Origin of the sequence: Natrarchaeobius halalkaliphilus (assembly GCF_003841485.1) — an archaeon.
Taxonomy (GTDB): Archaea; Halobacteriota; Halobacteria; order Halobacteriales; family Natrialbaceae; genus Natrarchaeobius; species Natrarchaeobius halalkaliphilus.
Genome location: NZ_REFY01000001.1, coordinates 458,048 through 484,056 on the forward strand (window position 1 = coordinate 458,048; position 26,009 = coordinate 484,056).

A 26,009-nucleotide genomic window follows, 5' to 3' on the forward strand; every position below is an offset into this window, starting at 1 on the left:
GTAATATATGAACCCTGACGAACACAACCGCCTCGTCGTCGACGTCGATGGTGTACTAGTAAAGAAGGACTCCGACACGGAATATGCGAACCGCGAGCCCCATGAGGACGTCGTCGAACGGCTTCGCGAATACGCAGACGACGGATTCTATATCATACTCTATACTGCGAGAAACATGCGGACGCACGAGGGGCGTATCGGAAAGATCAACGCCGAGACGGCACCGGTGTTAAACGAGTGGCTCGACGAACACGATATTCCGTACGACGAAATCCACTACGGAAAACCGTGGTGTGGTTATGATGGGTTCTATGTTGACGACAAGGCAATTCGGCCATCGGAATTTACTGAATTGTGTGTGGAAGAAATACGCGAGGATATAATAGAGTGACGGGCCCACTTAATTAAGTATTATTTTGCGACAGGATAATCTGGATCCACAAGAAACCGGTTAAACTAACTATCCTAAATCACATTTGCTAAATATGGATCATCACAGCACTTCAAATCACTTTTCAACTCTTTTATGTAGGTGTGAATTTGAACCTTCCTCTCAAATTAATTTTATCAGTGTTGTTGATAATGTTGGTGAACATATTTGTATCTGCATCTCCCACGTCCGAATTGAGTTCACCGTGAGTGAATTTCTCGAATTTGGAAAACGATTACAAAAATTTTATAGTGAAACTGACGGGAAACCGAAACATTTCTCAATGGAAAACGGTTTAGATATTAAGATATGTGAATATGACTTGACTATCATTGGAAATGGAAATATTCGTATCGAATTAATAGATTCTATGGCTAGCAAATTCATAGAAACGATAAAGGAAGCAATCAACAAAGTAATAGAGTGTAAAAACATTTGCCTATGAAATACACTAGTAATGAACAGGATAAGTTCTGTTCTGTGATTGACGCTCTCCACAGTAGAAAAATACCATACGTCATTCTTCGAGGATATGAAAAACTTCCAGAAAGGACACCAGGGAGTGATATTGATTTTTATATTCCATCGGAGTACTTTGACCGAGCGGTTACAATTTGTCTCCAGAAAGAGTTTCAGTGGAGGTCCGAAGTAACTGCACCACCTATCTATCAACCAGCTATCAATTCATTAAGACTTGTAACAGATGCAGTTCAAAAACCTAAGAAAGCGGCCGAATATACTCTCTATAGACAAAATGAGCTATTCGATCTTTTAAAACAGTCGCTCATTATCAGTAAAAACTCTGATGAAATCAAAGAACATGGTCAGGGCGAATTGGGGATAAGAGAAGCAATGGTGTTGTTTGATAATCTTCAGATTCACATATTTGACCACCTTGCATACTGGAATATTGATGGGACAAATAAACTACGTGTTAGCAAATTCGTAGAAGATTCTATTATTCAAAACAGAGTTCATGAAAATGGTCTTTACATTCCTTCACTACCAGATGAATTAGCCCACTTGATTTGCCGCACAGTTTTTGACTATAATTACAAAGGTAAGCAAATACCGGAATACCATATCTCCAAGTGTGAGAGTTTAGCGACAGATATAGTAGATAACAAAAAACATTGGGATATATTTAAAGATCTTGTTTCCCTTTTGTTTCATGGTGCAGATGAGGTTGTATTAGAATCTGTCGAGAATAGGGAATTTGAGAATATTAGGGATAAATTGTATGCGTATTCTAATTACTGATCAATGGAAGATGGTATATATAGATGATAAGTAAATATGACGCAAGTGCCGATCGTGTAAACCATTTTGGAGAGATATTGCGGATCGTAAGTGAACATCATGTTGACCGAAACCAGGTTCATATAATCGGGGATGCAGCATTAGCATTTTACGGTGTTTGTGACAATGAGGAATTAAATATCTTAATCTATAACGATAAGGTGCGGCGGACTTTATTAAATTCAGAAGATACAGGCGAGTGTATTAATATTTTGGACCGTAACCCGTTCGGGATAATTGGTATCTCAAACTCAGAACTAAGGTCAAACTCGAATTATTGGATAACTGTCCGGGGATTTAAAGTTGTAAAACCCGAATTATTAATGGCACTCAAAGGAGCTCGAAGGACACAAAAAGATTTAGATGATGTCAAACTAATGTACGACAATCTGCGTATAAAAAGTGACAGTTGGGATTGGGACCTTGTTCGTATCATTCCTGTTTGGGATAGAAAATCATTAACCAAAGAAACAAAATTGCAAACGTTAGGAAGACTCCCCTTCTCTTTTTTCAATAGTTTAAAATCAGATGGGGGAATCAAAACCGCGAAGAAGACACTTCGGTTTATAATTGACGCCTTCACACCTATAGATGTTTCTTCAAAAGAATCGAACACAGTGTCACTTTTAGACCTTATCAAAGAAAATAAGGATAATTGCCCAATTGTCTATGTTTTATCCAATCAATTTTCCGACAATGGTGTATTTGTGCGGAATGATGTTGTGGCTCGTATAATGATGTTGGAAGGATTTGAATTCCAGTCAGAGTGTATTAATCCTCACCTGGAAACTGGTGGACGCAATGAATATCTATGCTTATCCGATGAAGGCGACATCCAAACAGGGATCGGACAGTTGGCAAAGGAGATATTTATCCAAGGTCAGAACCAGTCAAATTTAAACACGGAGGCCACATTGAAAGTTGATTTTGTTAAGGATGGAAATTCTAGACGAACAGGCCCTGACTGGCTCAAAAACAATTTTACCCGATCCGAACAGGAGAAGATCATTGATCGACGTCGTCAAATGTTCCACAATTATGGAGTATTGTTTCATATGATCCTCTGGCCAGGAGCCACAAATTATTTTCCAGAAATTGGGAGATTTGTCAACCCCATGGGAAATATCCGCTCATCGATGAAATATAATATATCTAAAAATTTTGACCGACTGGTTAAAGATATATACAGTATTGACCAACGAAATGAGCGATGGTTTAGAGATAAAAAAATCTATGAATTGAAAAAATATAAGCCTAGCATTCAGGTACTAACTATTCAGGTAGATAACCCGACATTTAAACTTGATGGTGGAGGAATGATGTGCAAGGAGGTATATAATATGAAGGTGGATATACGTAAAAATATACAAAAAGATAGGCGCGATTATATCTATGGAACCTGTGTTCATGCAACTGATGAATTTAAACACAATATCCATGTGGAGAGAGTGTTAAGCGAGATTGAGAATGGAGAATATAATCCAGAAAAAAGCACAGAAGAATTTCAAAATGACAAATGAGTATTCTAGTTCGGAAATAACAAAATGAACAAAAAGATCAATCAGGCATTGAATCTGATATCTGATGAAGGATTAACAGCCCTATTAAAATCTACTATATCATATATTCGATGGCGAGGTTCCCCAAGTGACGGGGTGCAATTCCATTATAAAACTAAACTCAGACATCGGGTGCAACAGTTGCAGTATAAAGCACCAGCACACCCATATAAAATGATTTATGTGGACCCATCTGAAATTGAATATTATTGTCCAAGTATTCCACACAAATCCGGGTTATCTCAAATTTTAGACGATCATTCTAAACACTTTGAGCACCGTCTCCCAATTGAAAACCACTGGATATTTCGGGGTCTCACAGAACGCTTTGTCGAAAATAAAGAATGGGAGGCAACCGAGTATTATGGAGTGGCTGAAAAAAAATTCGAAAATAATGATTCCTTTTGGGGGTATGACAGCTTAAACCAATTCAAAAAAGAACGTTTGCATTTCAATGAGCTCCTTTATAATTCTATCAAAGAAAGTGGTTACCTGCCTAATTATAGAGGAAAACATAATGTTCCTAAAAATGATAAGCGACAAACCCAACTTAAGTATAGAGATAGTTTGGAACCTCTTGTTGGAATCGGTAAATGTGGTGAGATTTACTGGAGAAATGGTTTTCATCGTTTCACAATAGCGCGTATTTTGGATGTTGGTGAAATCCCAGTAAATGTCCTTGCCAGACATGAACAATGGCAAAAGACACGAGATCATGTATATGAAAATACCTATTCAACCTCTCCCGAAAATGTTGATAATCACCACGATCATCCAGACATGATGGACATAGTTCAAATTTAATGTTTAATGTTGTGTGACACTTTGTTGATATCACAGCGTAGCTTTAATGGCATGTTTGAGCGCTTTTTTCTCCGGTTTCCGCAGTAATTCCCACCGAAGTTGGCAGGCTTGAAGATACTGAGTGAGTTTCTCCTTAGAGATGCCCGATGTGGCGAGAGCCACGGATCGCTGGGGTGATCAGCGAGACTTTTGACCATCTGGGAGGAATGCGTTGATCCAGTCACTAGCGAAGCTCAGTTGGTGACTCAACCGGAAAAATGTATCGGTGAGGAACGCGCTAGAATGGTCTTGGTCTGCGAAGATCTCTGGTAAGATCTCGCGCTTCAGGTCTTTCCATAGCGATTCTATGGCGTCTAATGTCGGCGAATACAGCGGAATGAAGGCGAACCGCTGCCGAGTTCGTCGGCCTGTTCCTGCGTAAGTTTCGCATGGTGGGAGCCGTAATCGTCGGCTACGATCAGAATCCGGTTGGACGGATTCTGCTCGCGAATTTCTTCGAGTGCCTCAACGATCGTCTCCTTGGCCAACCGCTTCTTAAATGAGATTACGCTCTGGCCAGTCAGCGCATAGAAGTTGATCGACCGCTTGGGAAACGTACCAGTGGTTTCTCGATCGTCACTGTCCGGTCAAACGGCCACATCTTCTGGAAGTTTTCAAACAGCTGTAGACACGGCTCATCGAAAAAACCCGAACACAACGGGTCTTCTTCCTCTTCTGCTGCCTCGTCTTCTTTGTCTGTCTCCTCGTTGTCATCGAGCGCCTGGAGAGGCGCTCGGCGAGAATCTCGTCTGTATCGTCGGGGCGGCGTGGTCCATCGGCCGTGGTTGGGCGTAATTCATCCCCGCTTCTCGGAGTTTCCGACTTAGGTGGGCTGGATAGTACGTGACGTCGTAGTGATCTTCGATGAACGCGTGAATCTGATTCGGAGTCCACGGTTGCCCTCTTCGAAAACGTTACAGAGTTCATCCCACTGCTCTATTGAAAACGCCATACGGAAGCGGGATTAGAGTGTTTCACTGAGACCCTCGATGTTGTGGATAGCAAACATAAGGACGATTTCACGAAACTGTCGATACCAGGCTAGTGACCGAACGTCAGGGCCCAGAGACCGCTTCGTCGAGGAATAGGACGTTTCTGCCATCCATCGCTGATTGTAGCCGTTCGTGCGTATCAGCGCGTTGTGAAGATGTGGACCGAGCGTTGAGCCACTTCGTAAGAGAAGTGGCTCGATGCTCTCGGCATAGTATTCGTATCGTATCGGCCAGTTATGAAAAGCCTTATCAGCCGCGACAGAGACCAACTCGTCCGCATTCCGGCGGACGAGCTTCCGCCCGAGTATCGTGTCATGACGCCATTTGACCGAGCAATGAACATCAAGCACTGCCAGTGACTCAACATCCGTCAGTGTCGTCACTTTCAGGGTCTGGATCGTGCGATCGACCCGTTTGAGGTAGTAATGGGACGCATGTCCACGCTCGAAAAACGTGCTGTCGAGGGCCACGTGTCCGGAATTCGGGTGTTGCTGCGCGGAGACGCGCAGCAACGCTCGCCAGACGCGCATTGCGAACCGATCGAACGAGTACCAGAACGTCGTTGGGTCTGGCAGTGCCTCCGGCAACAAGTCCAGCAGCTCACAAATCGCCGGCATCAACCTGAGCCGATCGATCACTTCCGTATACGTCCAACCTTCTTCCAATCGAAGACAGTGAACGACGACGTGGACCCAGCGGGGAAGCCCGCCAGAGGCGGGTTTCCCCGCATACGACCCAAACGCTTGTTTAGCCAGCCGTCGACAGATCCGAGTGAAGTCGAGGAGGTTTATTGCCATATAATTCGCTTCTCGACTTCATCTCGTTACCAAGCACAGCATACGCCCCGACGCAGTCGTCCATTTTCAATAGAGCAGATCGAAGAACCACAGAGGATCCACCAGACACGAGAAGCATGTTACGTCACTAAACTGAGGTGTGGCCCTTAACTAGAGACGAATACACATGCCACTTCACTTCCTCAACTCGCCTTGTGAAGTACTGATAGTGTTTCTAAAATGATTTTGAACTGGATCGTAATAGTGCGAGTGGAGGATCATCGGAATTTATATTATGCTCTATCGCCAATGTTTACAAAAATATGGGGTTTTATGACTTCTGCTCGTAATATACCCAATTTGACTATAAGGTTATTCGAATACTCAGAGGACCTTGCTGCGCATTCAACTGTATACAATGACATTTCTCCAAAGGTGTATAATGTTATAAGAAGAATTGGTTCCGAGAGATGTGACCAATCAATAAAACCCTATAAATTACTATATATAGATCCTGAGGAAGTATCTGAATTCACGAGGAGAAGAAGGCCGATATCAAGAACAGGGTTTGGAGTAATAAAGGGAGGAGATTGGGATATTAGAAATAAGCAACAATTTGGAACTAGTTATCCTGAACCGATGGAGGAATATTTCAATCAGGTATATCCATCAACTGAGTACAATGATTATGTATTTTATAAAAGTCTGGAGAAACATTTTATTGAGGGTGTTGAGTGGAAAAATACAGAGTATATCGAAATCTGTCTACACCATCTTGATAAATACAGTGGACCGATCTGGCATGGGTGCAAGACTGAAAACGAGATATATGAACGAGCGTCATATGTCGATGAACTTTATGACAAAATCAAATCAGATGGGTTCAAACCTTACCACGAGCTTGAACCTAAGCGATTACCAAAATCACGAGCAAATGAAGTAACAGTCGATATTGGGAGGAATGGTGACTTCCTTTTTGTTGATGGCCGCCATCGATTTTCAATTGCGAGACTTATTGGAATTGATAGAATTCCTGTGGCAGTACTGGTTAGACACGAAAAATGGATGGAAACACGAAAGCAGTATAAAAAAGGTGAGATTAAGTCTGATCATCCTGACTTTGAAGCTTTAAGACCGTGAATAATTCAGCGCTCTTGTGTAGCACTTTGTTTATCTCACAGCGTAGATTTAATAGCGTATCTGAGCGCTTCTTTCCTCGGCTTTCGTAGTAATTCTGGTCGAAGTTCAAAGGCACGGGATACTGTGTGGGTTTATCCTTCGAGATGCTCGATGTGGCGAGAGCCACGCTCGTAGCAGTGATCTGTGGCTCTCGCAGTTTTGACGTGGACATTTTTGTCCGCGTATTCACCGTCGACATTGACGACGTAATCGCGCTCGAATGCGGTATCCTTGTTGAGTGGAACATAGGCACGAAATCCAACAGTATCGATGATCAATGGCTCGTTCCCCGATTTGCGAGAAAGATCCGAATCATCGACAAATTTCGCGGGGAGCATATACCGGTTGCTGATGCCACGATCGACGATTGTAAACACCGGTGGTTTGTCCTGTTTTTGTGATCCTCGTCCGCGCGTAGGGAGACCACGCAAGCGTGACCGGCCATCCCGCTCGTGGCCTTTCATTCCCGCAGAGAGGTAGACTTCGCCAATCTCGACCGAGCTAACGAGGGTGAGCGAAACCTTCTCGGGCACCTTCGTGAAACTAATGGAGACTCGTGTTAAAGTGGAGATACGCGTAAATTGGAAGCAGCCACTTTCTAAGCGCAATCTTCAAATGGGTGAAGATCGTTCCCGTCTTGTTGTTGAACGTGCAGTCGCAATTCTTGCAAAGATAGCGCTAAAGGTGTCTATAGCTGCCATTCTTGACCGCATGGTCAGAACGGCAGTGGGAACAGGAACTCTGTTACGCCGGAAAATCTGCTGTAGCAGGTCCGCTGTAACCGATTGGTCGTGTCCCAAACTCGTCTAGAGTCGTAACTGACTCCTGTGGAAACAGGGTCACCTCTGGTACCTACCCCGAAGTGACCCATGCACGCCACAATCGACGCGCAATTCACAGTTAGTCTCGACCCAGACAAAACGCTACCGCTTGCCACGCTCGCTGAATCTCTTACCGAGATTCAGCTCGAGGCCACTATCCTCGAGGAGATCGTCAGAAGCCTCGACGAGCGCCTCGTCGAGGCGTATTGCGGGGAGAAACACGCGCGCGGAAACGGCGACCGCCGTTTCCAGCGCGCTGGCACCACGACACGAACAGCCGTTACAACTGCTGGAGAACACGAATTCACTCTCCACCACGTCAAAGATACCGCTGCTACTGAGGACAATCCAACCTACTTCCGTCCACTCGAGGATCTCGTCGAATTCGACGGACAGCGCATCTATCAAGAGGATGTTTCGCTCCAGAGTACCGACCTCGCTACGTCGCTCAGCTTTCGTGATGCCGTCGCCCACGGCGACGGCTTCACTCCGATGCCTTCGAAAACGACGATCAACCGCCGAGTCCGTGAGTACGGCAGCAAACTCGGTGACTTCGTTCGTGATCGGCTTCCTGGGACGAACGCAGACACTGTCGTTCCTGACGGAACGAAGTGTCACAGCCAGGACGATCACTGCACGTACCACGACGTCAACGTCACCCTCGGACAGACCACCGAGGAAGACACGGAAACGACGCTCTTAGACGTCAATCTCAACGATTCTTGGGATGATACAGCCGAGACTCTCGAGGAGAACGAGGCGGTCACTGACGACGCGTAGTGGTTAACGTAACTTCTTGATGAATTTGCTGAGATGGTTTTCTATCCACGAGCCTGCGAAGCTCAGTCGGTTAGTGAGGTTCGTGAAGATTCTATCGAGGAGGGCGCGGTACTCGTCCGCGCCCTCCACGATCAGGGGCGATGATTCCCATTTGAGACTCTTCCAGACCGGCTCGATTGGATTAAGATGCGGTGAGCCGACGGGAAGAAAGATGAGGTCGATCCCAAGTTCGTGGGCGCGTTTCCGCGTGTGCGCACAAATGTGTGACGAGAAGTTGTCCAAGACGAGCAGAATCCGCTGGCTCGGATTCTGCTCGCGGATCTCCTCGAAACACGCGCAGATCCGTTCTTTTTCTTGATTCAGAGGAAACTGAAGGACGCTCTCACCGTTGAGCGCATAGAACCCGGCCGCTGGTGTATCGATTTTCACCAGCGGCCGGGTGATTGTCGGCTCGCTCACCGTGTAGAGTCGCTGTGAATTGTCCCATGGTTGCGGATGCGAGATATCGAAGAACCCGATAGTTGTTCCACCGTCCGTCCGAATATCGTCGTCAACCGTCCATTCCTCATCACCGTCGTCCTCAGGTTGCTTGTTGTGAGGCTCATCTTTCTTATCCTCGGCGAACGCGTCGGAAACGCGTTCGTCGAGGATTTCGTCAGCGTTCTCTGGGCGGTCTGGCCTCTCTGTACGCGGAATCGCGTACGAGAGGCCAAGATCATCCAACAGTCGCGGGATGTAGTTTGGATGGAATTCGATGTCAAATTCTTCGTTCAGGAGGTGCTGAATCTCCTGTTTCTTCCACGGTTCGCCGTCTTCGAGGAGGTCAAGAAGACGCTCGCGCTCGTCTTCGCCGAGCTTCGGGGGACGTCCGTCCCCGAAGTTCGGGGTGAGTTTCCCGAGTCCACCTTCATTCCAGCGCTTCGCCCAGAGACTCCCGGTTGATTGAGACATTCCAACATCATCGGCTGCATCTTCGAGTGTTGCGCCCTTGTACAGCCGTTTGATGAAGGTAAGCCGCTTGCTCACCTTCTCGTCGTCAGTTTGTGTGAGTAAGCGGTCGAGATCGTCCTCACTGAGGTGACGGACGATCTCTTTTTCTCGTCCCGTCATTACTCTCTCAACTCAGGGTACACCTAAATCTTCTGTGACTCACTATACGGTCGTCAGTGACGCCGAGAACGCGCTCGTCGATGCGTTCGAGAATGGTGACCGATCTCACCAGCTCGACCTCGTTCACGTCGATCGAACGCTCGGGTACAAGCTCTGGAAAGACGATGCGTTTCCGCTCTCCGAGCGGAAAGCAATCGTCTCTGGCGTTACGAATGATCTGTTCCATCTGAAGAACTCTGTCGCATTCCATGCACCGAGGAATGAGCGTTTGGCGATCCGCGAGCGGATCGACCAAACGCTCGAGAACCTTCGGAAAGAAGCCTGGAGGTTAGAGCACCAACACTCCCCAAAAGCAGCGGCGTACCTTCGGGAATGGGCGGAAGCAACCGTGACGTTCGCGGAGTTCGCGCTGAACCAACAGCAGGTTCCGTGGACATCAAACGTGGTCGAACGAGCCATGGGTGAAGTTTCGAAACGGTGTAAGAATCAATGGATGAGGTGGTCAGAAACAGGGCTAGAGTCGCTTCTCTGGTTGAATCTGGTGCAGTACGCTGATCCCGAGCAGTTCGCGGCGTTCGCCGACGAACTGCTCGAGCGGTCAGCCAAAACAGCCATCACAATGGAGGTGTCAACTGAAGCTACCAGAGGCAAACTCTAGACGACTTTGGGACGGGACCAACCGATTTCGGCCCAAACATCTCTAGCGGAATCATACGTATCGGGTACCGTTGACGCGGTGTCCTTGTCCTCTTCGATCCCACAGGGCCAGCTGAACAGTATCAACGATCTCCTACAGAGGGGCGTAAAATCATACGAAATCCGGCTGACGGTCTGATGGGAAGGCAATCACTGAAAATAAAACAGCTTGCGATGATCCGGTTGGTTTAGCAAAATCTTAAGTTACAGATCATTGGGATGATGTCTAGTATTATATGTATTCATGAAATGCTTTCCTCGTAAATCCTCTGGGAGAGTATCTTTATTAAGTGCTTGAGTGTAGTGCTTGTGAAGATCAAGTTCTTTCGTCTTGCGCTCTGTTCTTATGTCCGGTGAACTGTCTCCCATAAGTTGTTGAAACCGATCATAGACCCCATTCGCTAACACGTCTACATTGTGTCCCAGGACCTTCATCATTTTCTCCCGGCCATCGAGATCAGTAAACTCAACAATATCTCGAGTGCTCCGTCCGAGTGAGCTCGTTGAGACGCCGTAGTACCACTTCAGTTCCTCGTCAAATTGTGCGTAGTAGCCAGCAATGTCGTCGAAAAGTGTGTCCCGATCCCGAAGGTGGTCCGTCAGTAACTCGTCGATGTATTCCCCTTCAGTCAGTCCGTGTTCGTCGAGGTAATACGCCTGGAGCGACTTTCCCTGTCCTGGACCGAAGTCCTCACGAGCGATGTGAACCTGTGCGTACTTTGGATTGTACGTCATCGGACGAACCCGGCGTCCCGCTCGTAGCGTGGGTTCACCGTCCCAGAGGACTTCCTCCGATCGGTTCGAGTAGTGCCAGATGCTTCCCCATCCGAACGCGACGAGACACACCATCGGTAGTAGCCGATGCGAGTGGATCCCTGGGGGATACTCGAGTAATTCGCGTTCGAAGAGGCCCGCGGACCGACAGTCGGTGGCATTAAAGAGAAGAAACTGGTCCATGAAATGCCCAGGCGGATACTGTTCCAGAAATTTCTCTGTACTCGTTTTGAACGCTACGGAGGCGTCACGTTCGTCCATCGAATCGATAAGCGACTGTAACCCTTCTTCCGAGAGCGGCCAGGCATCGGAGTGAAGGTGCAAGACGTGATCGACCTCGTCACACGAGAGGGCTCCTCGAATCGCGGTTCGAATAGTATTGTTGACTCTGAGCAGAAAATTCACTCGTTTCGATCGACCGGCTATCGATTCATCGGCATCGATTTGTGCACCCTGTTCAAAATGGTCGATTTCCGAGCTTAGATCCGACACCTTTTCGTGAGCATTCGGGTGATTCGAACAGACTGAAACGAAGTATTCGTCTTCCCAGTTGTTCCGAACGATATCCAGTAAGACACCGAGGTCCTCGAACTTGTCGTAAAGGGAGACGGATACACCGATCATAGGTCTGAGTCGCTGAGCGACCACTATAAACATATTGAACGTAGAGGGGACCCGAAAACGAATCAGAGGTGAGATTTCGTTCCGATCAAATCAAGATCGGAATCAGATTTGGAACTGGCAGTCCTGCGGTTTACCCCCTAGATTGGATGGTGTACAGTTCCGCGTACTCGCCTTCTTTATTAAGCAATTCGTCGTGGGTACCCGATTCGATAATCTCTCCGTCATCGACCGTGTGGATTCGATCGGCATTCTTCACCGTCGACAGCCGATGGGCGATCGCGATGATCCCGTACTCACGATCCATCGCTTCGATCGCGGCCTGTACTTCACGCTCGAGGCTCGAGTCGAGGTCGCTCGTCGCTTCGTCGAGGACGAGGAAATCGGCATCTTTCAACAGTGCTCGCGCAAGTGCGACTCGCTGGCGCTGCCCGCCAGATAACCGCACACCGTCGTCACCTAACTGTGACTCGTAACCGTCCGGGAGTTCGTCCACAAACTCGTCGACCTTCGCGATCCTACAGACTCGTTCGATGTCCTCTCGTGTCGCATCTCGGTTTCCGATCGTGATATTGTTCTCGAGCGTATCGTTGAAAATGAACGGTTGTTGACGGACGACTGCAATCGACTCACGCCACTCCTCGAGCGAATATTCTTCGATTGGGCAACTATTGGCCCGTATCTCCCCGCTGTCTGGACGATACATTTGTGCTAACAACGAAACGATAGTAGACTTTCCAGCCCCAGATTGTCCAACGAACGCGACGAGCTCGCCCTTCTCAACCTCGAAGGAAATCCCGTTGAGAATCGTTTCGTCATTATCGTACGAGAAGTGGACGTTGTCAAACGAGATGTGCTGGATATCCGGAACTGAGCGTTCGCCATCAGTCTCTTGGCGTTTTTCGAGCTGATCCAGGAACTTCTGAGTTCGGACGAGATGAGAGATATGGCCTTCAACCGAGTACAGACGGCTGTTCAACTTGCTGACCTGGGGAGCGAGTTGGAACATCGCAATGAGGAAGATACCGAGCTCGCCCAGCGAAAGCCCGGTAAAGACGAATCCGATGTAGATCAGGACGAATAGCGTGACGGCTGCAGATAATCGATAAAAGTTGTCGATGGCGGCTTCGTTGCGGGTGAGTTCGATCGATGACGTTGCATACTGTTCGACAGATCCGAAAAAGTTAGAGAATACCTCGTCGGCCAGTCCAAAGAGCTTCACGTCCCGAATACCCTGCGTACCTGCTTGTACAGATTCTTGAACGCGTTCGTTCGCCTCCGCGACTCGTGTTCCGACAGTAACGGCCGGCTCGACGACGAATCGTAGCAGAATCGTAATTCCTCCGAGGAGGACAACCGCGAACACCGTCATCGACGGCGTAATGTACAACATTACTGCGAAGTACATCAAGATTAGAAAGAGCGTCTCCATGAGTTCGACTCCCTTTTGAATGACTTTTCCGGAATATCGGGTTTCGGTGATGATCGCGTTCAAAACGTCGTCGGATCCTTCCTCGTCGAAGTATCCAACCTCCGCACCCAGCGCGTGTTCGAACGCTCGAGCCCTGAGCGTCTGCTCATACCGGTAACTCAGAACGCCCTTGAGCCATGCCACAAGAAACGACATCGTGTACCGGAACGTCATCACGGCCGCGACCCCCAGGATCAGATAACCGAGCGTGAAGGGAATACCAGCGAACTCGTAGAACGCGATGAAGGCGTCCATAACCGGTCCGTCGCTTGCAACCGGTTCTTCGGCCTGTGCAACTTCGATAATCGGATAGATGAAGCCGAGGCCGACTCCCTCGAAGAACGCGACGAATCCGCCGAGGAGGACCAGGCCGAACGTAAGGAGTGGCCGATATCGAGCGACTCGAGCCAGTGCGTTGGCCTTTTCGCGCCAGGTGAGATCTGCAGCGTCCGTCATTCGGAATTATCTACGGTTCCGGTTCGCGGTTCATAAACATGCTGTTTCGCGTGATTGGACCAGCCGCTGCCGGTATGAACGGAGAACGATCGCTCACAAAGTATATGTCGCCCTGTCAGAACCATGTAGAACATGCAAGCAGTCGTTCTGGCAGCCGGAAAGGGCACCCGCCTCCGGCCGCTCACCGAAGACAAGCCGAAGGTCCTCGTGGAAGTCGACGGCAAACCCCTCGTCGAGGACGTCTTCGACAACCTGCTCGAGATCGGCGTCACGGAACTGATCGTCGTCGTGGGCTACCGGAAAGAACAGATCATCGAGCGCTACGGCGACGAGTACGAGGGCGTCCCGATAACCTACACGCACCAGCGCGAACAGCTGGGACTCGCACACGCCATCCTCCAGGCGGAGCCACACGTCGACGACGACTTCGTGCTCATGCTGGGCGACAATATCTTCCGGGGCAACCTCGGGGACGTCGTCAACCGCCAGCGAGAAGACCGCGCCGACGCCGCCTTCCTCGTCGAGGAGGTTCCCATGGAGGAAGCCTCCCGGTACGGCGTCCTCGACACCAACGAGTACGGCGAGATCGTCGAGGTGATGGAAAAGCCCGACGACCCGCCGTCGAACCTGGTCATGACCGGCTTTTACACGTTCACGCCGGCGATCTTCCACGCCTGCCATCTCGTGCAGCCGAGCGATCGCGGCGAGTACGAACTCCCGGACGCGATCGACCTGCTGATCCAGTCCGGGCGAACGATCGACGCCATCCGGATGGACGGCTGGCGCATCGATGTCGGCTACCCGGAGGATCGCGAGCGAGCCGCCGAGCGACTCGAGGAGAAAGCGCAAACGCCTGCCGAGTAGCACCCCATCAGTCCGACCCGACACCCGTCGTTACCTCTCTAACCTCGTGTTTCTGAGTTGCTCGATTGATAGCAGTGATGAATGTGCAGGCTTCGAAAACGACCATACACAATCTCTATACCATTTCTACACATATGTATACACATGAGCACAGATAGACGATCGATCCCCGTCTCCATTCCGGAAGGGTTAGTCGAGGAGCTCGACGATCTCGTGGACGAAGGGCAGTTCGGGTCACGATCCGAAGCACTCCGATACGGTGCACGGCTGGTTACTCGCGAAGCACACCAGAAACGTCTCCACGAACGAGCAGCAGACGATGCCGAGCAGGACATCGAGGATCGGCTGGAGAGAAAGCGTGTCCGTTGATACTGATGTCGTTCTCGCTATTTGGAACGTTGACGATCGATTCAGCTTAGCAGTCGATCTCGAGTCGATTTCAGACCCAAAAGCGGTGTGTCCTGTCGCTCAGCCCCAGTTTCTACCTCGAGTCCCCCTTGTCGAGAACGTCCGCTGAAACCTGACAGCCACAGGGTGTGGCGATGTGGGTCAGTGGCCCGGTACTCGAGACCATGGCGATCGGGGTATTACAGCGGGGACAGCGCGTTGGACCGGGAGGGTCGGCGTCTCCGGTACCGGACGTGGTGTCCGACGATACTCTGTCGGTCATCGGCTCCTCTTGGGGTTCCATAGCGAAGGCTCCTCGAGCGCAAATCGTGTTTGTTGGCGGTTCGGCGGTCGTGCGAGACGTTTATGTCTCGTGGGGGGTAAGTTGAACATGGCCTCGTAACGAGGTCGACTTGGAAGCCAGCCTCGGGTGCCTCTAACACCCGGGGCATTTCCGTACATGCCCCCTGTACCTGTTGGAGTACTGACTTCCATCACTATGTTCGACTGTGTGTGACTTATATCTACTGGAAATCGAGTGAATATTGGTCAGGACTCGTCCAGTGAATCGGTTACGAGACACGCGTACCATCCTGTAAAACGGTAACCGAGAATGACGTGGCCGAGAGCACGTGCCCGCGCCGTAGCGCGGGTCGTGCGACCCGGGGAAGGGCAGGCGCGCGGAGGCCGTTGCGGTGTCCGTTCCTGGCGGACTGAAAGGGCGAGCCGTTCTCGCGCCGGGCGAACGGCGACCCGCGGGAGCCGTGAGCGCGGAGCGTCGCTCCGGCGGCCCTGTCCGAGCGCCGCGCGGTTCGAACGGGAGTGAGAACCGCGGCAAGCGAGGATATCCGTCGGAGCGACCGCGAGGACGGCGAGGGCTTTCGAAGCGTCACGCACGACTCGAGAATTCGTTCCGAACCCATCCTCACCATTGGTGGTGGCCCGGTGTGTTCTACCCAATCCACACCACACAATCCCACCACCGCACATAGCCACACTCCAAAAAAACCCACCACACCCACACCAACGACCCAAACACTCATACACAGACCAGTCCAACACCTGTCACGTATGTCGCCCTCCACGATATCGGATCGCCTCCGCGCGTCCCCCGCGGACGGTATCCTCGGCGTCGCGATCGAGCCCCGGACGTACAAGAACCTGTGTTACCTACTGCTGGCGATACCCCTCGGGTTCGCGTACGGGTTCATCCTCCTGTTCGGGTTCCTCTTCGGCGCGATCCTCTCGCTGTTCGGTATCGGCCTCGTGATCCTGCTCGCGGTCCTCGTCAGCGCTCGAGTCCTGGCGGGCTTCGAACGCGTCCTCGCGAACGCGCTGTTGGATCTCGAGTTGGAGCGTCCGGAAGACACGCGCACGGGGTCGTCCGGACTCTGGGGAACGTTCAAGCGCTATCTCGAGGCGGCCTCGACCTGGCGGGGCGTGGGCTTTCTCGTGTTGAAGTCCTGGCTGGCCGTGGTGGCGTTCGTCCTCCTGATCGTGTTCGCGACGCTCGTCTCGCTGGTGTCGTCGCCGCTTCGCTACCCCCACGAGGTCGAGTTCGTCACGGTCAACGACGAGCCGATCGCCTGGGCGATCGGGACGCTCCCGGAGGCGGCCCTCGCCGCGTTCCTCGGACTCGTCGGCCTCGTTCTCTTCGCCCACGTCTCGAACGCGGTGGCGTACGTCGCCGGCCGGATGGCGCTCGCCATGCTCGACGGATCGGCGTCGACCGACGAGGCGGAGCCACCCACCGAACCCGAGTCATCCGACGGATCGAATGCGGCCACCGAACCCGAGTCGCTCGAGGGGAGGGATGAACCCGAGAACGCGGACCCACTCGAGAACCCGAACGCACCCGAAAACCCGGACTCGTCCGAGGGGTCGAATGCGCTCGATGACTCGAGTGCACCCGAGGATTCCGACCCGTCCGAGGATCCCTCGAGTCGGCCGTGACGCGAGAGGGGGTGGAACAACCGCGAGTCAGGTGACGATCACGTCTCGCGTGGACGAACGGTTATACCACGCGGCCTGTAACACGTGCGTATGTCGAGTGGGGATACACAAAACGGGGACGACCCGGAGAAGACGAACATCAACATTCGATTGACCGAGACGTTTCTCGAGGATATCGACGCGACGTGGGCTGAAGAAGGATACAACAGCCGGAGCGAGTTCATCCGCGAAGCGCTCCGCGATGCCGTCCGGCATCCTGGACTGACCCGCAAGAGTTGGAAGGAGATCGCGGCCGTCGAACATGCCCGTCGGACAGGAGAGAGCGACGCGTTCGCCCCCGAGGATTCCGACCCGTCCGAGGATCCCTCGAGTCGGCCGTGAACCCGACCCGCTCGAGTCAGGCCCGACGCGAACCCAAAAACGACTAACGCTCGCCCCTCGTTTGACGCGCTATGTACGTCTCCATCGTCGGCAGCGGCTACGTCGGGACGACCGTCGCCGCCTGTCTCGCGGACCTGGGCCACGACGTCGTCAACGTCGAGATCGACGAGGGCATCGTCGAGACGATCAACGCGGGCGAGGCACCCATCCACGAGGAGGGACTCGCGGAGCGCATCGAGGAACACGCCGGAACGTCTCTCAGGGCGACGACGGAGTACGCGGACGTTCGCGAGACGGACGTTACGTTCCTCTGTCTCCCGACGCCCCAGGCCGACGACGGCAGCCTCGAGCTCGCGCCCATGCGCGCCGGCACGGAGATGCTGGGCGAGGCCCTCGCCCCGAAACTCGAGGCGGGCGACGACCACCTCGTCGTCGTCAAGAGCACCGTCCTTCCGGGGACCACGGAGGACGTCGTCGGGCCGATCCTCGAGGAGACCGCCGATACGACGATCGGAACGGGCGTCGAACTCGCGATGAACCCGGAGTTCCTCCGGATGGGGACCGCAGTCGAGGACTTCCTCGAGCCGGACAAGGTCGTGATCGGCGCGACGAGCGAGGACGCCGCCGCGACGCTCCGGGAGCTGTACGCGCCGATCCTCGGAGCCGCGACCGCCGCGGGCTCGAGCGGCGACGAACCGAACGCGTCCGACAACTCGAGCGGCGACGACTCGACCGCCGCGGGCTCGAACGCGTCCGATCCGCCGGATCTCGTCGAGACCGGCGTTCGCGAGGCCGAGCTCATCAAGTACGCGAACAACGCCTTTCTCGCCGCGAAGGTGTCGCTGGTCAACGAGCTCGGCAACGTGGCCAAGGCCTACGGCGCGGACGCCTACGAGGTGCTCGCGGCCGTCGGCCTCGACGACCGGATCGCAGAGCGGTTCATGCGCTCGGGACTGGGCTGGGGCGGCTCGTGTTTCCCGAAGGACGTCGACGCGCTGCGAGCGGGCGCGCGAGAGCAGGGCTACGAGCCCGCACTGTTAGACGCCGCCGTCGCCGTCAACGACGCCCAGCCGCGCCGGCTCGTCTCCGTACTCGAGGAGCACGTCGATCTCGAGGGCGCACGGGTCGCGGTGCTCGGACTCTCGTTCAAGCCGGGGACCGACGACGTGCGAAAGTCCCGCGCGCTGGACGTCATCGACGCGCTCCTCGAGCGAGGCGCACGCCCCGTCGCCTACGATCCCGTCGCGATGGAGAACGTCCGGAGCGCCCATCCCGACCTCCCGGTCGAGTACGCCGACTCGGCCGCGGACGCACTCGAGGGAGCCGAGGGTGCCGTCGTCGCCACCGACTGGCCCGAGTTCGACGACCTCTCTGTTGCGGGGATGGCCCGGCGCGTCCTCGTCGACGGCCGACGGATCGACGTCGACCGAGGCGAACTCGAGGTGTACGAAGGACTGACGTGGTGAGAACGAGCGAAGCGAACGGGCGGTCGGACGGAGCGTATTGATCGGCGGATCGCCGGCTCACAGAGACGATTCGACCGGAACGCCGAGCGTCCGGAAATCGTCTATGTTGGCAGAGACGACGGTCGCGTCGTATTCCGAGGCCACGCCGGCGATTATTACGAGTGGATGGTACAGTCGCACAACGATAACTAATAAGAAGAGTACTAAGAGATGAAAGGATAAAGCGTTAGCCAGGGAAAATCGGATACAAGCATATCTGTGTTGATCTCTAAAATCGTGCTAGCTTGCCGTTCCGCTGGTGAGCGAAACGCTGCTTCGCGATCCTCGTCAGAACTCGCTTCTGACGCTGGCACGCGGCTCACGTTCGGATCTGGCATCGTTGCCTACGAACCCGAACAGGCAGCGGCGACCACTGGTGGTGGGTCGGCTGTCATAGCACCCGCTGTCGCCGTGCCCGAGTCGAACGCAGATGGTAGTGATGGACGCGGCCCAGTCGTCCAACAGTGTACCCGTTTCTTACGGTGTACTACTGAAGGCTACTGAAATTGGAACGGTTGAAAGCGGATCGGGCCGTGACCGCGACCAGTATCCTTTTGCGGGCTGACCAACGAGTGGCTGGCGATGGAGAATGAAGGAGCCCGCACGGAGACGCTCGAGCGTGGTGGGGAGGTTCTCGCCATGACCGAGCGGACCCACGAAATCTCTGCGGACGAGGTCTGTATCCTGATCCCGACGCTCGAGGAGGCGGCCACGATCGGGGACGTGATCGACGGGTTCCACGACCACGGCTATACGAACGTCGTCGTCGTCGACGGCGGCTCCGAGGACGACACGCGCCGGATCGCGACGGACCGCGGGGCGCAGGTGCTGGTCCAGTCGGGAACCGGCAAGGGACAGGCGATCCGGGAGGTCCTCGAGTACGTCGACGTCCCGTACGTGTTGATGCTCGACGGCGACGGGACCTACGACCCGGCGGACGCAGAACGAATGCTCGAGCCGCTCGCCCGGGGTTACGAACACGTCATCGGGAACCGGTTCGCGGACATGGACGACGACGCGATGCGGGCGCTCAACGGCTTCGGCAACCGGCTGATCAACCGCTCGTTCCGGTTCATCCACGGTGCCGATTACGACGACATCCTCTCGGGCTATCGCGCCTTTACCACCGAGTCCTTCGAGCGACTGTCGCTCGATTCGGACGGCTTTACCATCGAGACGGAACTCGCCGTCGAGTGCGTCAAACACGGCGTCGACACCGCGATCGTCCCGATCAGTTACAGCGCCCGACCGGAGGAGTCTGAGACGAACCTCCACCCGGTCACGGACGGCGGGACGATCATCTTCGCGCTGTACTCGCTGGCCAAGACGAACAACCCGCTGTTTTACTTCGGGAGCCTCGGCGTCGCCGGCATCGCCTCCGGCGGAATCGTCGCGGCCTACGTCCTCTGGCGGTGGGTCCAGTACGGCGCTGGCCACGAGATCCTGGCGCTCGTCTCGGCGGCCGCGGTCTTGCTCGGCGTCCAGTTGCTCATGTTCGGCGTCCTCTCGGACATGCTCGTGACGTTACACCGCGAGCAGCGCCGTCGCCTCGAGCAGATCACGCGGGACGCACGCGAGCACGAATCCGGCCGAAAGGAGGACTGATCCGTCCGCGAGAAGGAGTCGCCCTCCGGCTCCGATTCCATCGACGATCACTCGCCCGGCTCCGATTCCATCGACGATCACTCGCCCGGCTCCGATTTCATCGATGACTACCCGCCCGGCTCCGGTCCCATCGATGACTACCCGCCCGGCTCCGGTCCCATCGACGACGACCGATGAGCGAAGCGAACCCGCGTTCAGAACGGGAGCATCGACCGCATCTGCTGGATAACCCCGCCCGAGTTCTCCTTGCGGTAGACTTCGAAGGGGCCGTGTAGCTCGTTCAACAGCACCTGGCGGGACTTGAACTCGGACGTCTCGACCTCCTCGAGGATGTCTCCGAGCGGGACGTCGTTCCCGTGAACGTCGTAGGGAATTCGCTCGTGGCCGAGTTCGGCCGCGACGTCGTCTTTGGTCGCCGGAAACGAGAGATCCGCGTGTTTCAGCCGGGCGGCGACGGCCGCGATGCCGAACTCGACGCTCTTCGGTTCCTCGTCGTCTCCGCTCGATGGTGGCCGGACTCCCATACACCACGATTGGAAGCCCGGTATGAAAATCGCTACGAAGACGACGTCCGCCGCGCGACGACGAGCCGCCCCGACGTACGGGACGTGTTCGTCACGCGCTCTGTACGGAGCTCGTCACGTGTCCTGTACGGAACTCGTACGTGTCCTGTACGGAGCTCGTCACGTGTCCTGTACGGAGCTCGTCGACACGCCTTTGATCCCGGCGACGGAGTACCGAGTATGACCGAGTACACCACGGTTTCGATCCCGAAGGATCTCGCCGGGCGCGTCGAGGAGACCATCGAGGGGACGAGCTTTCAGAGCACGAGCGACCTCGTTCGGTTCCTGTTGCGCAGCATCGTCATCCAGCACCAGAAAGAAGGCGAACTAACTGAAGCCGAGTTCGAAGAGATCACCGAACAGCTCAGGGGCCTCGGCTACCTCGAGTAGTTCGCACCCGGCCGATCGCGTCCGTCTCGAGGATCGTCGCCGGCCCGACGTTTTTCCGTCTCGAGACGGACAGTTCTTGGTGGAGGCGAGTTCGATGCCACACGTTCCGAACTTCCCATCCGAGGACGGGACCGACGGCGAGGAATCGAACCGAGAGAGCATCATCGACCGGCTCATCGACGACGGGAACTGGCCGTCGCCGGCCGGCGACTGATCGACCGACGACTCGAGTCCGCCGGTACCGGACGGCGGCGTGGAGTCCGGCGACGGCGGCCGACGACTCGAGATCCGAATTCTTTCCGCGAGCTAGCCGGCGAGCGACTGCGCCGGCGGTTCGGCGTCGATGATCTCGAGGCGCTTTCGCTCGCCGTCGCGACCGAAGGCGGCGAAGGAGTCGTCGTCGGTGGTCCACGGCGGAACCGCGACGAAGATCACCTGCGCGAGGTCGTCGCGTTTGGTCACCTCGAGTTCCCGGACCGGATGCGAGACGAACTGTCCCTGGGCCTGTCGGGCGGGCGTCGAGAGGTCGACGCCGAAGACGGCGTTGACGGCGTTACCGGAATTGGGGAGGTAGAAATCGGTGAAGACGGGCGTCTCGGGCGGCAGGCCGTCGGCACCCTCGAGTTCGCTCGCGTTCGTCACGGAGACGCCGGTCGTCACGCGGTTCGGATCGGCGTCGTTCGCCAGATCGAGCAGAACGTCGACGAGCGCACGCGTGATATACACCATACGAATCCTAGGGAGAGCACGTAGTTAGCTGTATGCCCGATACTCGACGGCGGCCCCCGGAGTCGGGCTCAGAACGGCCGCATCCCCCAGGCGGTCTTCGCGTACAGCCGCGGGGTCCGCCACCGGGACCCGGAGAGCGCGTGCTCGAGTATCTTCGGGGCGTGCTCGTGGACGCCGGGGCCGTGGCCGACGAGAATCCGGGTCGGGCTGAGCCCCTCGAGTTGTGCCCGCGGCGGGACGAGCCGGCGCATCGGATGGACGCCGAGACGTTCGGAACCCGTGACGAAGAACTCGGCCGTTCCGAGCGACTCGGGGACGACGAGCGTCCCGTCCGCCGGATCGTAGAGCGCGACCTCGCACCAGAACCGATTGTCGACCAGCGTGTGGGCCTCGATGCCGGTGTCCGAGAGCTCGTCCGAAAAGCGAGCGACCGGCGCGTCGATCTCCTCGGAAACCCCGTCGAACTGTCGGGGGAGATACACCGGAACGTCGTGGCGGTTCGCGACGGCCGCCGCGTCGCGCTTGTGGCGATCGAGCAGGACGACGACGCCGGCGACGTCGCCGTGTTCGACGAGCAGTTCGTCCAGCCCGTCGGCGTCGACCGGATCGACGACCCAGAGCTCTCCGTCGACGTCGATCGCGTGGCTCGCCCGCTGCATCCGCTCGTCGGGGTGGGCGATCCAGCCGACGCCGCGGTCGTAGCGGTCGATCTCTCGAAGGTCGGTTGCGCGCTCGTCGACGCGAAACGTCATGGTGGCCAATTCGGTCGCTCGACGCATAAAACCAACCAGCGATGGAGGTCTGTCGACACGCGGGCTGTGAGTGGCCAGACCGGTCGACGGACGACGGAACTTTGGCGCTCCCGAGCGCAGACTGTACCATGCTCACCGGACTCTCCCGGCTCGCACTCGAGGTGAAGTTCCTCGAGCCGGCGCGTCGATTCTACGGCGGCGAGCTGGGGATGGCCGTTCGCGAGCGCGGCGAGAGCGAACTCGTCTTCGCCGCGGGCGACACCGACCTCGTCTGTCGACGACCGACCGGATTCCCTCGGGGCGGCCTCCACACCCACTACGCGCTTTCGATCCCCGCGGAGGAGTACGACGAGTGGTGGGAGAGCCTCGAGGAGTCCCACGACCTAGAGGAGATGCGATTCGGTGAGGCGTCGTCGCTGTACCTGTACGATCCCGACGGAAACTGCGTCGAACTCGGTCAGCGGGACGTCCCGGGACCGGGGATCGACGGGATCTTCGAGGTGGTTCTCGAGGTCGAATCGGTGGATCGAGCCGAGTCGTTCTACGCCGACCTGGGTTTCGAGACGATCGATACGGGCACAGAACGGAAACGCGTCCGAATGGACGGGCCGATGGCCCTCGAGCTCTGGGAGCCCCAGCTCGGACTGGCCGACGCCCGCGGTGGCGTCCACGTCGACCTCGGCTTCGACGCGCCGGACCCGACGGCCGCGCTCGAGGCGGTCGTCGACCGCGCGTGTCGAGTCGAGTCGCTCGAGGACGGCGACCGCACCCGAGTCGTCGTCAGGGATCCGGACGGTCATCACCTCGTCTTCGAGTGAGCGGCGTCCGGAACGCCGGCGAGATCGGCCGATCTCCTGTCCATTTATCGGCCCCCCGTTCGGAGTGGACAGTATGCGAATCGCACTACTCGGTGGCACCGGCGATATTGGCGAAGGGCTCGCGCTTCGGTTCGCGCGCGACACCGACCACGAGATCCTCATCGGCTCGCGCGACCCGGAGAAAGCGCGGGAGGCGGTCGCGAGCTACGAGGCCGAACTCGAGGCGCGAGGCGCCGACGCGGATCTCAACGGGTTCGGCAACGAGATGGCGGCCGACCGGGCCGACGTCGCGATCCTTTCGGTGCCGCCGTACTACGCCGGCGACACCGTCGAAGCGATCGACGGGAGCCTCGACGCGGAAACCGTCCTCGTCACGCCCGCGGTCGGCATGAACGGCGACGAGGACGGAATGCACTACCACCCGCCGGGAGTGGGAAGCGTGAGCGAACTCGTCGCCCAGCGAGCGTCGGACGACGTCCCCGTCGTCGGCGCGTACCACAACCTGGCGGCGGGCAAACTCGGGGACCTCGACGTCGAGTTCGACCTCGATACGCTCGTCGTCGGTGACGACACCGACGCGAAAGCGACCGTGACCGACCTCACGAACGAGATCGACGGGCTCCGCGCGCTCGACGCCGGCCCGCTCGCGAACGCCGCGGAAGTCGAGAGCGTGACGCCGCTGGTCATCAACATCGCCAAGTACAACGACGAGATGCACGACGTCGGCGTGAAGTGGATCTAGACTCCGCGAAAAGACGGTTCGTGCGTCGGTTGATTCCGCCCGTGTACCGATCGACTCGAGTTACGCGCCGATCGACTCGAGTTACGCGCCGATCGACTCGAGTTACGCGTCGGCCGACTCGAGGGCGTCCTCGATATCGGTTCGCTGGGTCACCCCGACGAAGCGCTCGACGACGCCGTCGTCGTTCTCGATGATGAGCGTCGGCAGCGAGCGTACCTGATACTCGTTCGCGACGTCCTGTTGTTCGTCGACGTTGATCTTCTCGACCTCGAATCGCCCGTCCCAGTCGTCCTCGAGTTCCTCGAGGATCGGGTCTTGCGTCTTGCAGGGACCACACCAGTCGGCGTAGAAGTCCTTGAGCGTGACAGTCATACGGTTCATCGACAGTTGCCACGCGCCGCGCATAAGGGTTTCCCACTCGGAGGCGATGGCCTCCATCGACACCGTCAGCCCGACGGAGCGCCCGCGCTGAAAGCGGCGGGGACGGCGCTCGATCGAACGTCGAAAGGTTTAGTTCGCCGCGCCCAGTAACACGCTGTATGGATAAAGGACAGAATACCGGCGGACTGATGTCCAGTGCCGGGCTCGTCCGGTACTTCGATACGGAGGACTCGAACGCGATTCTCATCAACCCGAAGACGGTCATCGCGACGGGCGTCATGATCGGCGTCCTCGTTCAGCTGCTCTCGTTCGTCTCGTGAACCGCCTCGGGGTCGATCCCCGGATCAGTCTTCTAGACCGCCTGTAGATGCGGCTTCGTTCTCGAGAAGCTCTAACTCGGTGAGCAGTTACGCCCTCGTGACGCGAGGTTTTTCAGCCCCTGCTCCGTACGCCGCGGTATGTCCCTCGTTGCAGGCGTCGTCGCCGTCCAGGGCGACGTCGAAGAACACGCGAACGCGATCGAACGGGCGGCTCGAGCCCGCGACCGAGACGTCACCGTCCACGAGATCCGCGAGTCGGGGATCGTTCCGGACTGCGACCTCCTCGCGATGCCCGGCGGCGAATCGACGACGATCTCGCGGCTCGTCCACGGCGACGGGATCGCACCGGAGATTCGGGCGCACGTCGAGGCCGGTAAACCGCTGCTTGCGACCTGTGCGGGGTTGATCGTCGCCTCGAGCGACGCGGCCGACGATCGGGTCGACGAACTCGGGCTGCTCGACGTCACCGTCGAACGGAACGCCTTCGGCCGTCAGAAGGACAGCTTCGAAGCGCCGCTGTCGGTCGACGGACTCGGCGACGAGCCGTATCCAGCGGTGTTCATCCGCGCGCCGGCCATCGACGAGGTCGACGACGCGTCGGTGCTCGCGAGCTGGGACGATCGACCGGTCGCGGTCCGGCAGGGATCGGTCGTCGGCACCTCGTTTCACCCGGAACTGACGCCCGACAGTCGGATCCACGAGCTGACGTTCTTCGACACCGACGACGCGTCGGTTCCCCCGCAGTCCCCGTAGCGATCCCCGTCCAGACGGATCCGTCGCGGACCGTGGCATGCACTCGCGACCGGACGTGT

At 55.7% G+C, this 26,009-nt stretch carries 26 protein-coding genes and 5 pseudogenes; 19 read left to right on the forward strand and 12 right to left on the reverse strand.

The annotated features are described in order from the left end of the window. Positions 1 to 7 precede the first annotated feature (7 nt). From EA462_RS02200 to EA462_RS02215, 4 genes are all read left to right on the forward strand, one after another. The gene (locus EA462_RS02200; protein ID WP_124176934.1) at positions 8 to 391 is read left to right on the forward strand and encodes a capsular biosynthesis protein; all 384 of its coding nucleotides are present in this window, start codon (positions 8 to 10) and stop codon (positions 389 to 391) included. Between the two features lie 519 nt (positions 392 to 910). Continuing rightward, a complete protein-coding gene (locus EA462_RS02205) occupies positions 911 to 1,690 on the forward strand; it encodes a hypothetical protein (protein ID WP_124176935.1) in 780 nt (259 codons plus the stop codon). 23 nt (positions 1,691 to 1,713) lie between these two features. Continuing rightward, positions 1,714 to 3,249, forward strand: a complete 1,536-nt coding sequence (locus EA462_RS02210) for a hypothetical protein (protein ID WP_124176936.1) — start codon at positions 1,714 to 1,716, stop codon at positions 3,247 to 3,249. A gap of 24 nt (positions 3,250 to 3,273) precedes the next feature. Beyond that, complete coding sequence (locus EA462_RS02215; protein WP_124176937.1) at positions 3,274 to 4,092, forward strand: hypothetical protein; 819 nt, start codon at positions 3,274 to 3,276, stop codon at positions 4,090 to 4,092. A 30-nt stretch (positions 4,093 to 4,122) separates the two neighbouring features. On the opposite strand, the pseudogene EA462_RS02220 reads toward EA462_RS02215, so the two are convergent. From EA462_RS02220 to EA462_RS02230, 3 genes and pseudogenes are all read right to left on the reverse strand, one after another. Continuing rightward, positions 4,123 to 4,256: pseudogene (locus tag EA462_RS02220) on the reverse strand (IS1595 family transposase); the annotation flags it as partial. Between the two features lie 585 nt (positions 4,257 to 4,841). Then, positions 4,842 to 5,012 (reverse strand): annotated as a pseudogene (locus tag EA462_RS17860) (hypothetical protein); the annotation flags it as partial. A gap of 83 nt (positions 5,013 to 5,095) precedes the next feature. Continuing rightward, positions 5,096 to 5,920, reverse strand: a complete 825-nt coding sequence (locus EA462_RS02230; RefSeq protein WP_124176938.1) for an IS5 family transposase — start codon at positions 5,918 to 5,920, stop codon at positions 5,096 to 5,098. Positions 5,921 to 6,169: 249 nt separating this feature from the next. Between EA462_RS02230 and EA462_RS02235 the strand changes: the two genes are divergently transcribed. Then, entirely contained in the window at positions 6,170 to 7,039 is an 870-nt protein-coding gene (locus EA462_RS02235; RefSeq protein ID WP_124176939.1) for a hypothetical protein, read from the forward strand. A gap of 35 nt (positions 7,040 to 7,074) precedes the next feature. On the opposite strand, the pseudogene EA462_RS02240 reads toward EA462_RS02235, so the two are convergent. After that, positions 7,075 to 7,878 (reverse strand): annotated as a pseudogene (locus EA462_RS02240) (transposase). Between the two features lie 69 nt (positions 7,879 to 7,947). Between EA462_RS02240 and EA462_RS02245 the strand changes: the two are divergent. Next, a pseudogene (locus EA462_RS02245) lies at positions 7,948 to 8,676 on the forward strand (ISH6 family transposase); the annotation flags it as partial. Positions 8,677 to 8,682: 6 nt separating this feature from the next. Here EA462_RS02245 and EA462_RS02250 read toward each other — a convergent pair. Beyond that, a complete protein-coding gene (locus EA462_RS02250) occupies positions 8,683 to 9,789 on the reverse strand; it encodes an IS630 family transposase (RefSeq protein ID WP_124176940.1) in 1,107 nt (368 codons plus the stop codon). Between the two features lie 46 nt (positions 9,790 to 9,835). On the opposite strand from EA462_RS02250, the pseudogene EA462_RS02255 reads away from it, so the two are divergent. Next, positions 9,836 to 10,447 (forward strand): annotated as a pseudogene (locus tag EA462_RS02255) (ISH6 family transposase); the annotation flags it as partial. Between the two features lie 242 nt (positions 10,448 to 10,689). Here the strand turns inward: EA462_RS02255 and EA462_RS02260 are convergent. Both EA462_RS02260 and EA462_RS02265 read right to left on the reverse strand, forming a co-directional pair. Further along, positions 10,690 to 11,883, reverse strand: coding sequence for a hypothetical protein (locus tag EA462_RS02260; RefSeq protein WP_124176941.1), 1,194 nt, complete (start codon positions 11,881 to 11,883; stop codon positions 10,690 to 10,692). A 130-nt stretch (positions 11,884 to 12,013) separates the two neighbouring features. Then, positions 12,014 to 13,807 (reverse strand): ABC transporter ATP-binding protein, encoded by a 1,794-nt coding sequence (locus EA462_RS02265; protein WP_124176942.1) that lies wholly within the window; start codon positions 13,805 to 13,807, stop codon positions 12,014 to 12,016. Positions 13,808 to 13,939: 132 nt separating this feature from the next. On the opposite strand from EA462_RS02265, the gene aglF reads away from it, so the two are divergent. Both aglF and EA462_RS02275 read left to right on the forward strand, forming a co-directional pair. Beyond that, positions 13,940 to 14,671, forward strand: coding sequence for a UTP--glucose-1-phosphate uridylyltransferase AglF (gene aglF, locus EA462_RS02270; RefSeq protein ID WP_124176943.1), 732 nt, complete (start codon positions 13,940 to 13,942; stop codon positions 14,669 to 14,671). Between the two features lie 144 nt (positions 14,672 to 14,815). After that, positions 14,816 to 15,040 (forward strand): ribbon-helix-helix domain-containing protein, encoded by a 225-nt coding sequence (locus EA462_RS02275; RefSeq protein WP_124176944.1) that lies wholly within the window; start codon positions 14,816 to 14,818, stop codon positions 15,038 to 15,040. A 112-nt stretch (positions 15,041 to 15,152) separates the two neighbouring features. On the opposite strand, the gene EA462_RS02280 is transcribed toward EA462_RS02275, so the two are convergent. After that, positions 15,153 to 15,362 (reverse strand): hypothetical protein, encoded by a 210-nt coding sequence (locus EA462_RS02280; protein ID WP_243641345.1) that lies wholly within the window; start codon positions 15,360 to 15,362, stop codon positions 15,153 to 15,155. 767 nt (positions 15,363 to 16,129) lie between these two features. Here EA462_RS02280 and EA462_RS02285 point away from each other — a divergent pair. The 4 genes from EA462_RS02285 to aglJ all read left to right on the forward strand — a co-directional run bounded on the left by EA462_RS02285 (position 16,130) and on the right by aglJ (position 20,502). Further along, positions 16,130 to 17,011: a sensor domain-containing protein gene (locus EA462_RS02285; protein ID WP_124176945.1), complete on the forward strand. Its 882-nt coding sequence runs from the start codon at positions 16,130 to 16,132 to the stop codon at positions 17,009 to 17,011. Positions 17,012 to 17,101: 90 nt separating this feature from the next. Further along, a complete protein-coding gene (locus EA462_RS02290; protein ID WP_124176946.1) occupies positions 17,102 to 17,392 on the forward strand; it encodes a ribbon-helix-helix domain-containing protein in 291 nt (96 codons plus the stop codon). A gap of 71 nt (positions 17,393 to 17,463) precedes the next feature. Next, complete coding sequence (locus tag EA462_RS02295; RefSeq protein WP_124176947.1) at positions 17,464 to 18,858, forward strand: UDP-glucose dehydrogenase family protein; 1,395 nt, start codon at positions 17,464 to 17,466, stop codon at positions 18,856 to 18,858. A gap of 621 nt (positions 18,859 to 19,479) precedes the next feature. Next, positions 19,480 to 20,502 carry an S-layer glycoprotein N-glycosyltransferase AglJ gene (gene aglJ / locus EA462_RS02305; RefSeq protein ID WP_124176948.1) on the forward strand — a complete coding sequence of 341 codons (1,023 nt, stop codon included), beginning with the start codon at positions 19,480 to 19,482 and terminating at the stop codon, positions 20,500 to 20,502. A gap of 194 nt (positions 20,503 to 20,696) precedes the next feature. On the opposite strand, the gene EA462_RS02310 is transcribed toward aglJ, so the two are convergent. Next, on the reverse strand, positions 20,697 to 21,026 hold the full coding sequence (locus EA462_RS02310) for a DUF5789 family protein (protein ID WP_124176949.1): 330 nt from the start codon (positions 21,024 to 21,026) through the stop codon (positions 20,697 to 20,699). A 219-nt stretch (positions 21,027 to 21,245) separates the two neighbouring features. Between EA462_RS02310 and EA462_RS02315 the strand changes: the two genes are divergently transcribed. After that, entirely contained in the window at positions 21,246 to 21,455 is a 210-nt protein-coding gene (locus tag EA462_RS02315) for a ribbon-helix-helix domain-containing protein (RefSeq protein WP_124176950.1), read from the forward strand. A 79-nt stretch (positions 21,456 to 21,534) separates the two neighbouring features. Continuing rightward, complete coding sequence (locus EA462_RS17680) at positions 21,535 to 21,669, forward strand: hypothetical protein (RefSeq protein ID WP_279387000.1); 135 nt, start codon at positions 21,535 to 21,537, stop codon at positions 21,667 to 21,669. 92 nt (positions 21,670 to 21,761) lie between these two features. Here the strand turns inward: EA462_RS17680 and EA462_RS02320 are convergent, their stop codons facing one another. Together EA462_RS02320 and EA462_RS02325 are read right to left on the reverse strand one after the other, a co-directional pair. Beyond that, positions 21,762 to 22,184 carry a hypothetical protein gene (locus tag EA462_RS02320; RefSeq protein ID WP_124176951.1) on the reverse strand — a complete coding sequence of 141 codons (423 nt, stop codon included), beginning with the start codon at positions 22,182 to 22,184 and terminating at the stop codon, positions 21,762 to 21,764. Between the two features lie 68 nt (positions 22,185 to 22,252). Then, entirely contained in the window at positions 22,253 to 22,936 is a 684-nt protein-coding gene (locus tag EA462_RS02325; RefSeq protein ID WP_124176952.1) for a hypothetical protein, read from the reverse strand. Positions 22,937 to 23,064: 128 nt separating this feature from the next. Between EA462_RS02325 and EA462_RS02330 the strand changes: the two genes are divergently transcribed. Beyond that, positions 23,065 to 23,754, forward strand: a complete 690-nt coding sequence (locus tag EA462_RS02330) for a VOC family protein (RefSeq protein WP_124177184.1) — start codon at positions 23,065 to 23,067, stop codon at positions 23,752 to 23,754. A gap of 73 nt (positions 23,755 to 23,827) precedes the next feature. Continuing rightward, entirely contained in the window at positions 23,828 to 24,496 is a 669-nt protein-coding gene (npdG, locus tag EA462_RS02335) for an NADPH-dependent F420 reductase (protein ID WP_124176953.1), read from the forward strand. 102 nt (positions 24,497 to 24,598) lie between these two features. Here the strand turns inward: npdG and EA462_RS02340 are convergent, their stop codons facing one another. Further along, positions 24,599 to 24,868: a thioredoxin family protein gene (locus tag EA462_RS02340; RefSeq protein WP_124177185.1), complete on the reverse strand. Its 270-nt coding sequence runs from the start codon at positions 24,866 to 24,868 to the stop codon at positions 24,599 to 24,601. Positions 24,869 to 25,035: 167 nt separating this feature from the next. Between EA462_RS02340 and EA462_RS02345 the strand changes: the two genes are divergently transcribed. Together EA462_RS02345 and pdxT are read left to right on the forward strand one after the other, a co-directional pair. Next, positions 25,036 to 25,197 (forward strand): preprotein translocase subunit Sec61beta, encoded by a 162-nt coding sequence (locus EA462_RS02345; protein WP_124176954.1) that lies wholly within the window; start codon positions 25,036 to 25,038, stop codon positions 25,195 to 25,197. A gap of 138 nt (positions 25,198 to 25,335) precedes the next feature. Continuing rightward, positions 25,336 to 25,950: a pyridoxal 5'-phosphate synthase glutaminase subunit PdxT gene (gene pdxT / locus EA462_RS02350; protein ID WP_124176955.1), complete on the forward strand. Its 615-nt coding sequence runs from the start codon at positions 25,336 to 25,338 to the stop codon at positions 25,948 to 25,950. Positions 25,951 to 26,009: the final 59 nt, after the last annotated feature.

What these genes read in the sequence shown, in the direction of transcription:
- EA462_RS02330 (WP_124177184.1), top strand. Translation starts at nt 23,065, where the DNA reads ATGCTCACCGGACTCTCCCGGCTCGCACTCGAGGTGAAGTTCCTCGAG.
- npdG (WP_124176953.1), top strand. Translation starts at nt 23,828, where the DNA reads ATGCGAATCGCACTACTCGGTGGCACCGGCGATATTGGCGAAGGGCTC.
- EA462_RS02280 (WP_243641345.1), bottom strand. Translation starts at nt 15,362, where the DNA reads ATGGAACCCCAAGAGGAGCCGATGACCGACAGAGTATCGTCGGACACC.
- EA462_RS02210 (WP_124176936.1), top strand. Translation starts at nt 1,714, where the DNA reads ATGATAAGTAAATATGACGCAAGTGCCGATCGTGTAAACCATTTTGGA.
- EA462_RS02295 (WP_124176947.1), top strand. Translation starts at nt 17,464, where the DNA reads ATGTACGTCTCCATCGTCGGCAGCGGCTACGTCGGGACGACCGTCGCC.
- EA462_RS02325 (WP_124176952.1), bottom strand. Translation starts at nt 22,936, where the DNA reads ATGACGTTTCGCGTCGACGAGCGCGCAACCGACCTTCGAGAGATCGAC.
- EA462_RS02215 (WP_124176937.1), top strand. Translation starts at nt 3,274, where the DNA reads ATGAACAAAAAGATCAATCAGGCATTGAATCTGATATCTGATGAAGGA.
- EA462_RS02315 (WP_124176950.1), top strand. Translation starts at nt 21,246, where the DNA reads ATGACCGAGTACACCACGGTTTCGATCCCGAAGGATCTCGCCGGGCGC.
- EA462_RS02230 (WP_124176938.1), bottom strand. Translation starts at nt 5,920, where the DNA reads ATGGCAATAAACCTCCTCGACTTCACTCGGATCTGTCGACGGCTGGCT.
- pdxT (WP_124176955.1), top strand. Translation starts at nt 25,336, where the DNA reads ATGTCCCTCGTTGCAGGCGTCGTCGCCGTCCAGGGCGACGTCGAAGAA.
- EA462_RS02290 (WP_124176946.1), top strand. Translation starts at nt 17,102, where the DNA reads ATGTCGAGTGGGGATACACAAAACGGGGACGACCCGGAGAAGACGAAC.
- EA462_RS02340 (WP_124177185.1), bottom strand. Translation starts at nt 24,868, where the DNA reads ATGACTGTCACGCTCAAGGACTTCTACGCCGACTGGTGTGGTCCCTGC.
- aglF (WP_124176943.1), top strand. Translation starts at nt 13,940, where the DNA reads ATGCAAGCAGTCGTTCTGGCAGCCGGAAAGGGCACCCGCCTCCGGCCG.
- aglJ (WP_124176948.1), top strand. Translation starts at nt 19,480, where the DNA reads ATGGAGAATGAAGGAGCCCGCACGGAGACGCTCGAGCGTGGTGGGGAG.
- EA462_RS02320 (WP_124176951.1), bottom strand. Translation starts at nt 22,184, where the DNA reads ATGGTGTATATCACGCGTGCGCTCGTCGACGTTCTGCTCGATCTGGCG.
- EA462_RS02285 (WP_124176945.1), top strand. Translation starts at nt 16,130, where the DNA reads ATGTCGCCCTCCACGATATCGGATCGCCTCCGCGCGTCCCCCGCGGAC.
- EA462_RS02345 (WP_124176954.1), top strand. Translation starts at nt 25,036, where the DNA reads ATGGATAAAGGACAGAATACCGGCGGACTGATGTCCAGTGCCGGGCTC.
- EA462_RS02275 (WP_124176944.1), top strand. Translation starts at nt 14,816, where the DNA reads ATGAGCACAGATAGACGATCGATCCCCGTCTCCATTCCGGAAGGGTTA.
- EA462_RS02265 (WP_124176942.1), bottom strand. Translation starts at nt 13,807, where the DNA reads ATGACGGACGCTGCAGATCTCACCTGGCGCGAAAAGGCCAACGCACTG.
- EA462_RS02310 (WP_124176949.1), bottom strand. Translation starts at nt 21,026, where the DNA reads ATGGGAGTCCGGCCACCATCGAGCGGAGACGACGAGGAACCGAAGAGC.
- EA462_RS02200 (WP_124176934.1), top strand. Translation starts at nt 8, where the DNA reads ATGAACCCTGACGAACACAACCGCCTCGTCGTCGACGTCGATGGTGTA.
- EA462_RS02250 (WP_124176940.1), bottom strand. Translation starts at nt 9,789, where the DNA reads ATGACGGGACGAGAAAAAGAGATCGTCCGTCACCTCAGTGAGGACGAT.
- EA462_RS02260 (WP_124176941.1), bottom strand. Translation starts at nt 11,883, where the DNA reads ATGATCGGTGTATCCGTCTCCCTTTACGACAAGTTCGAGGACCTCGGT.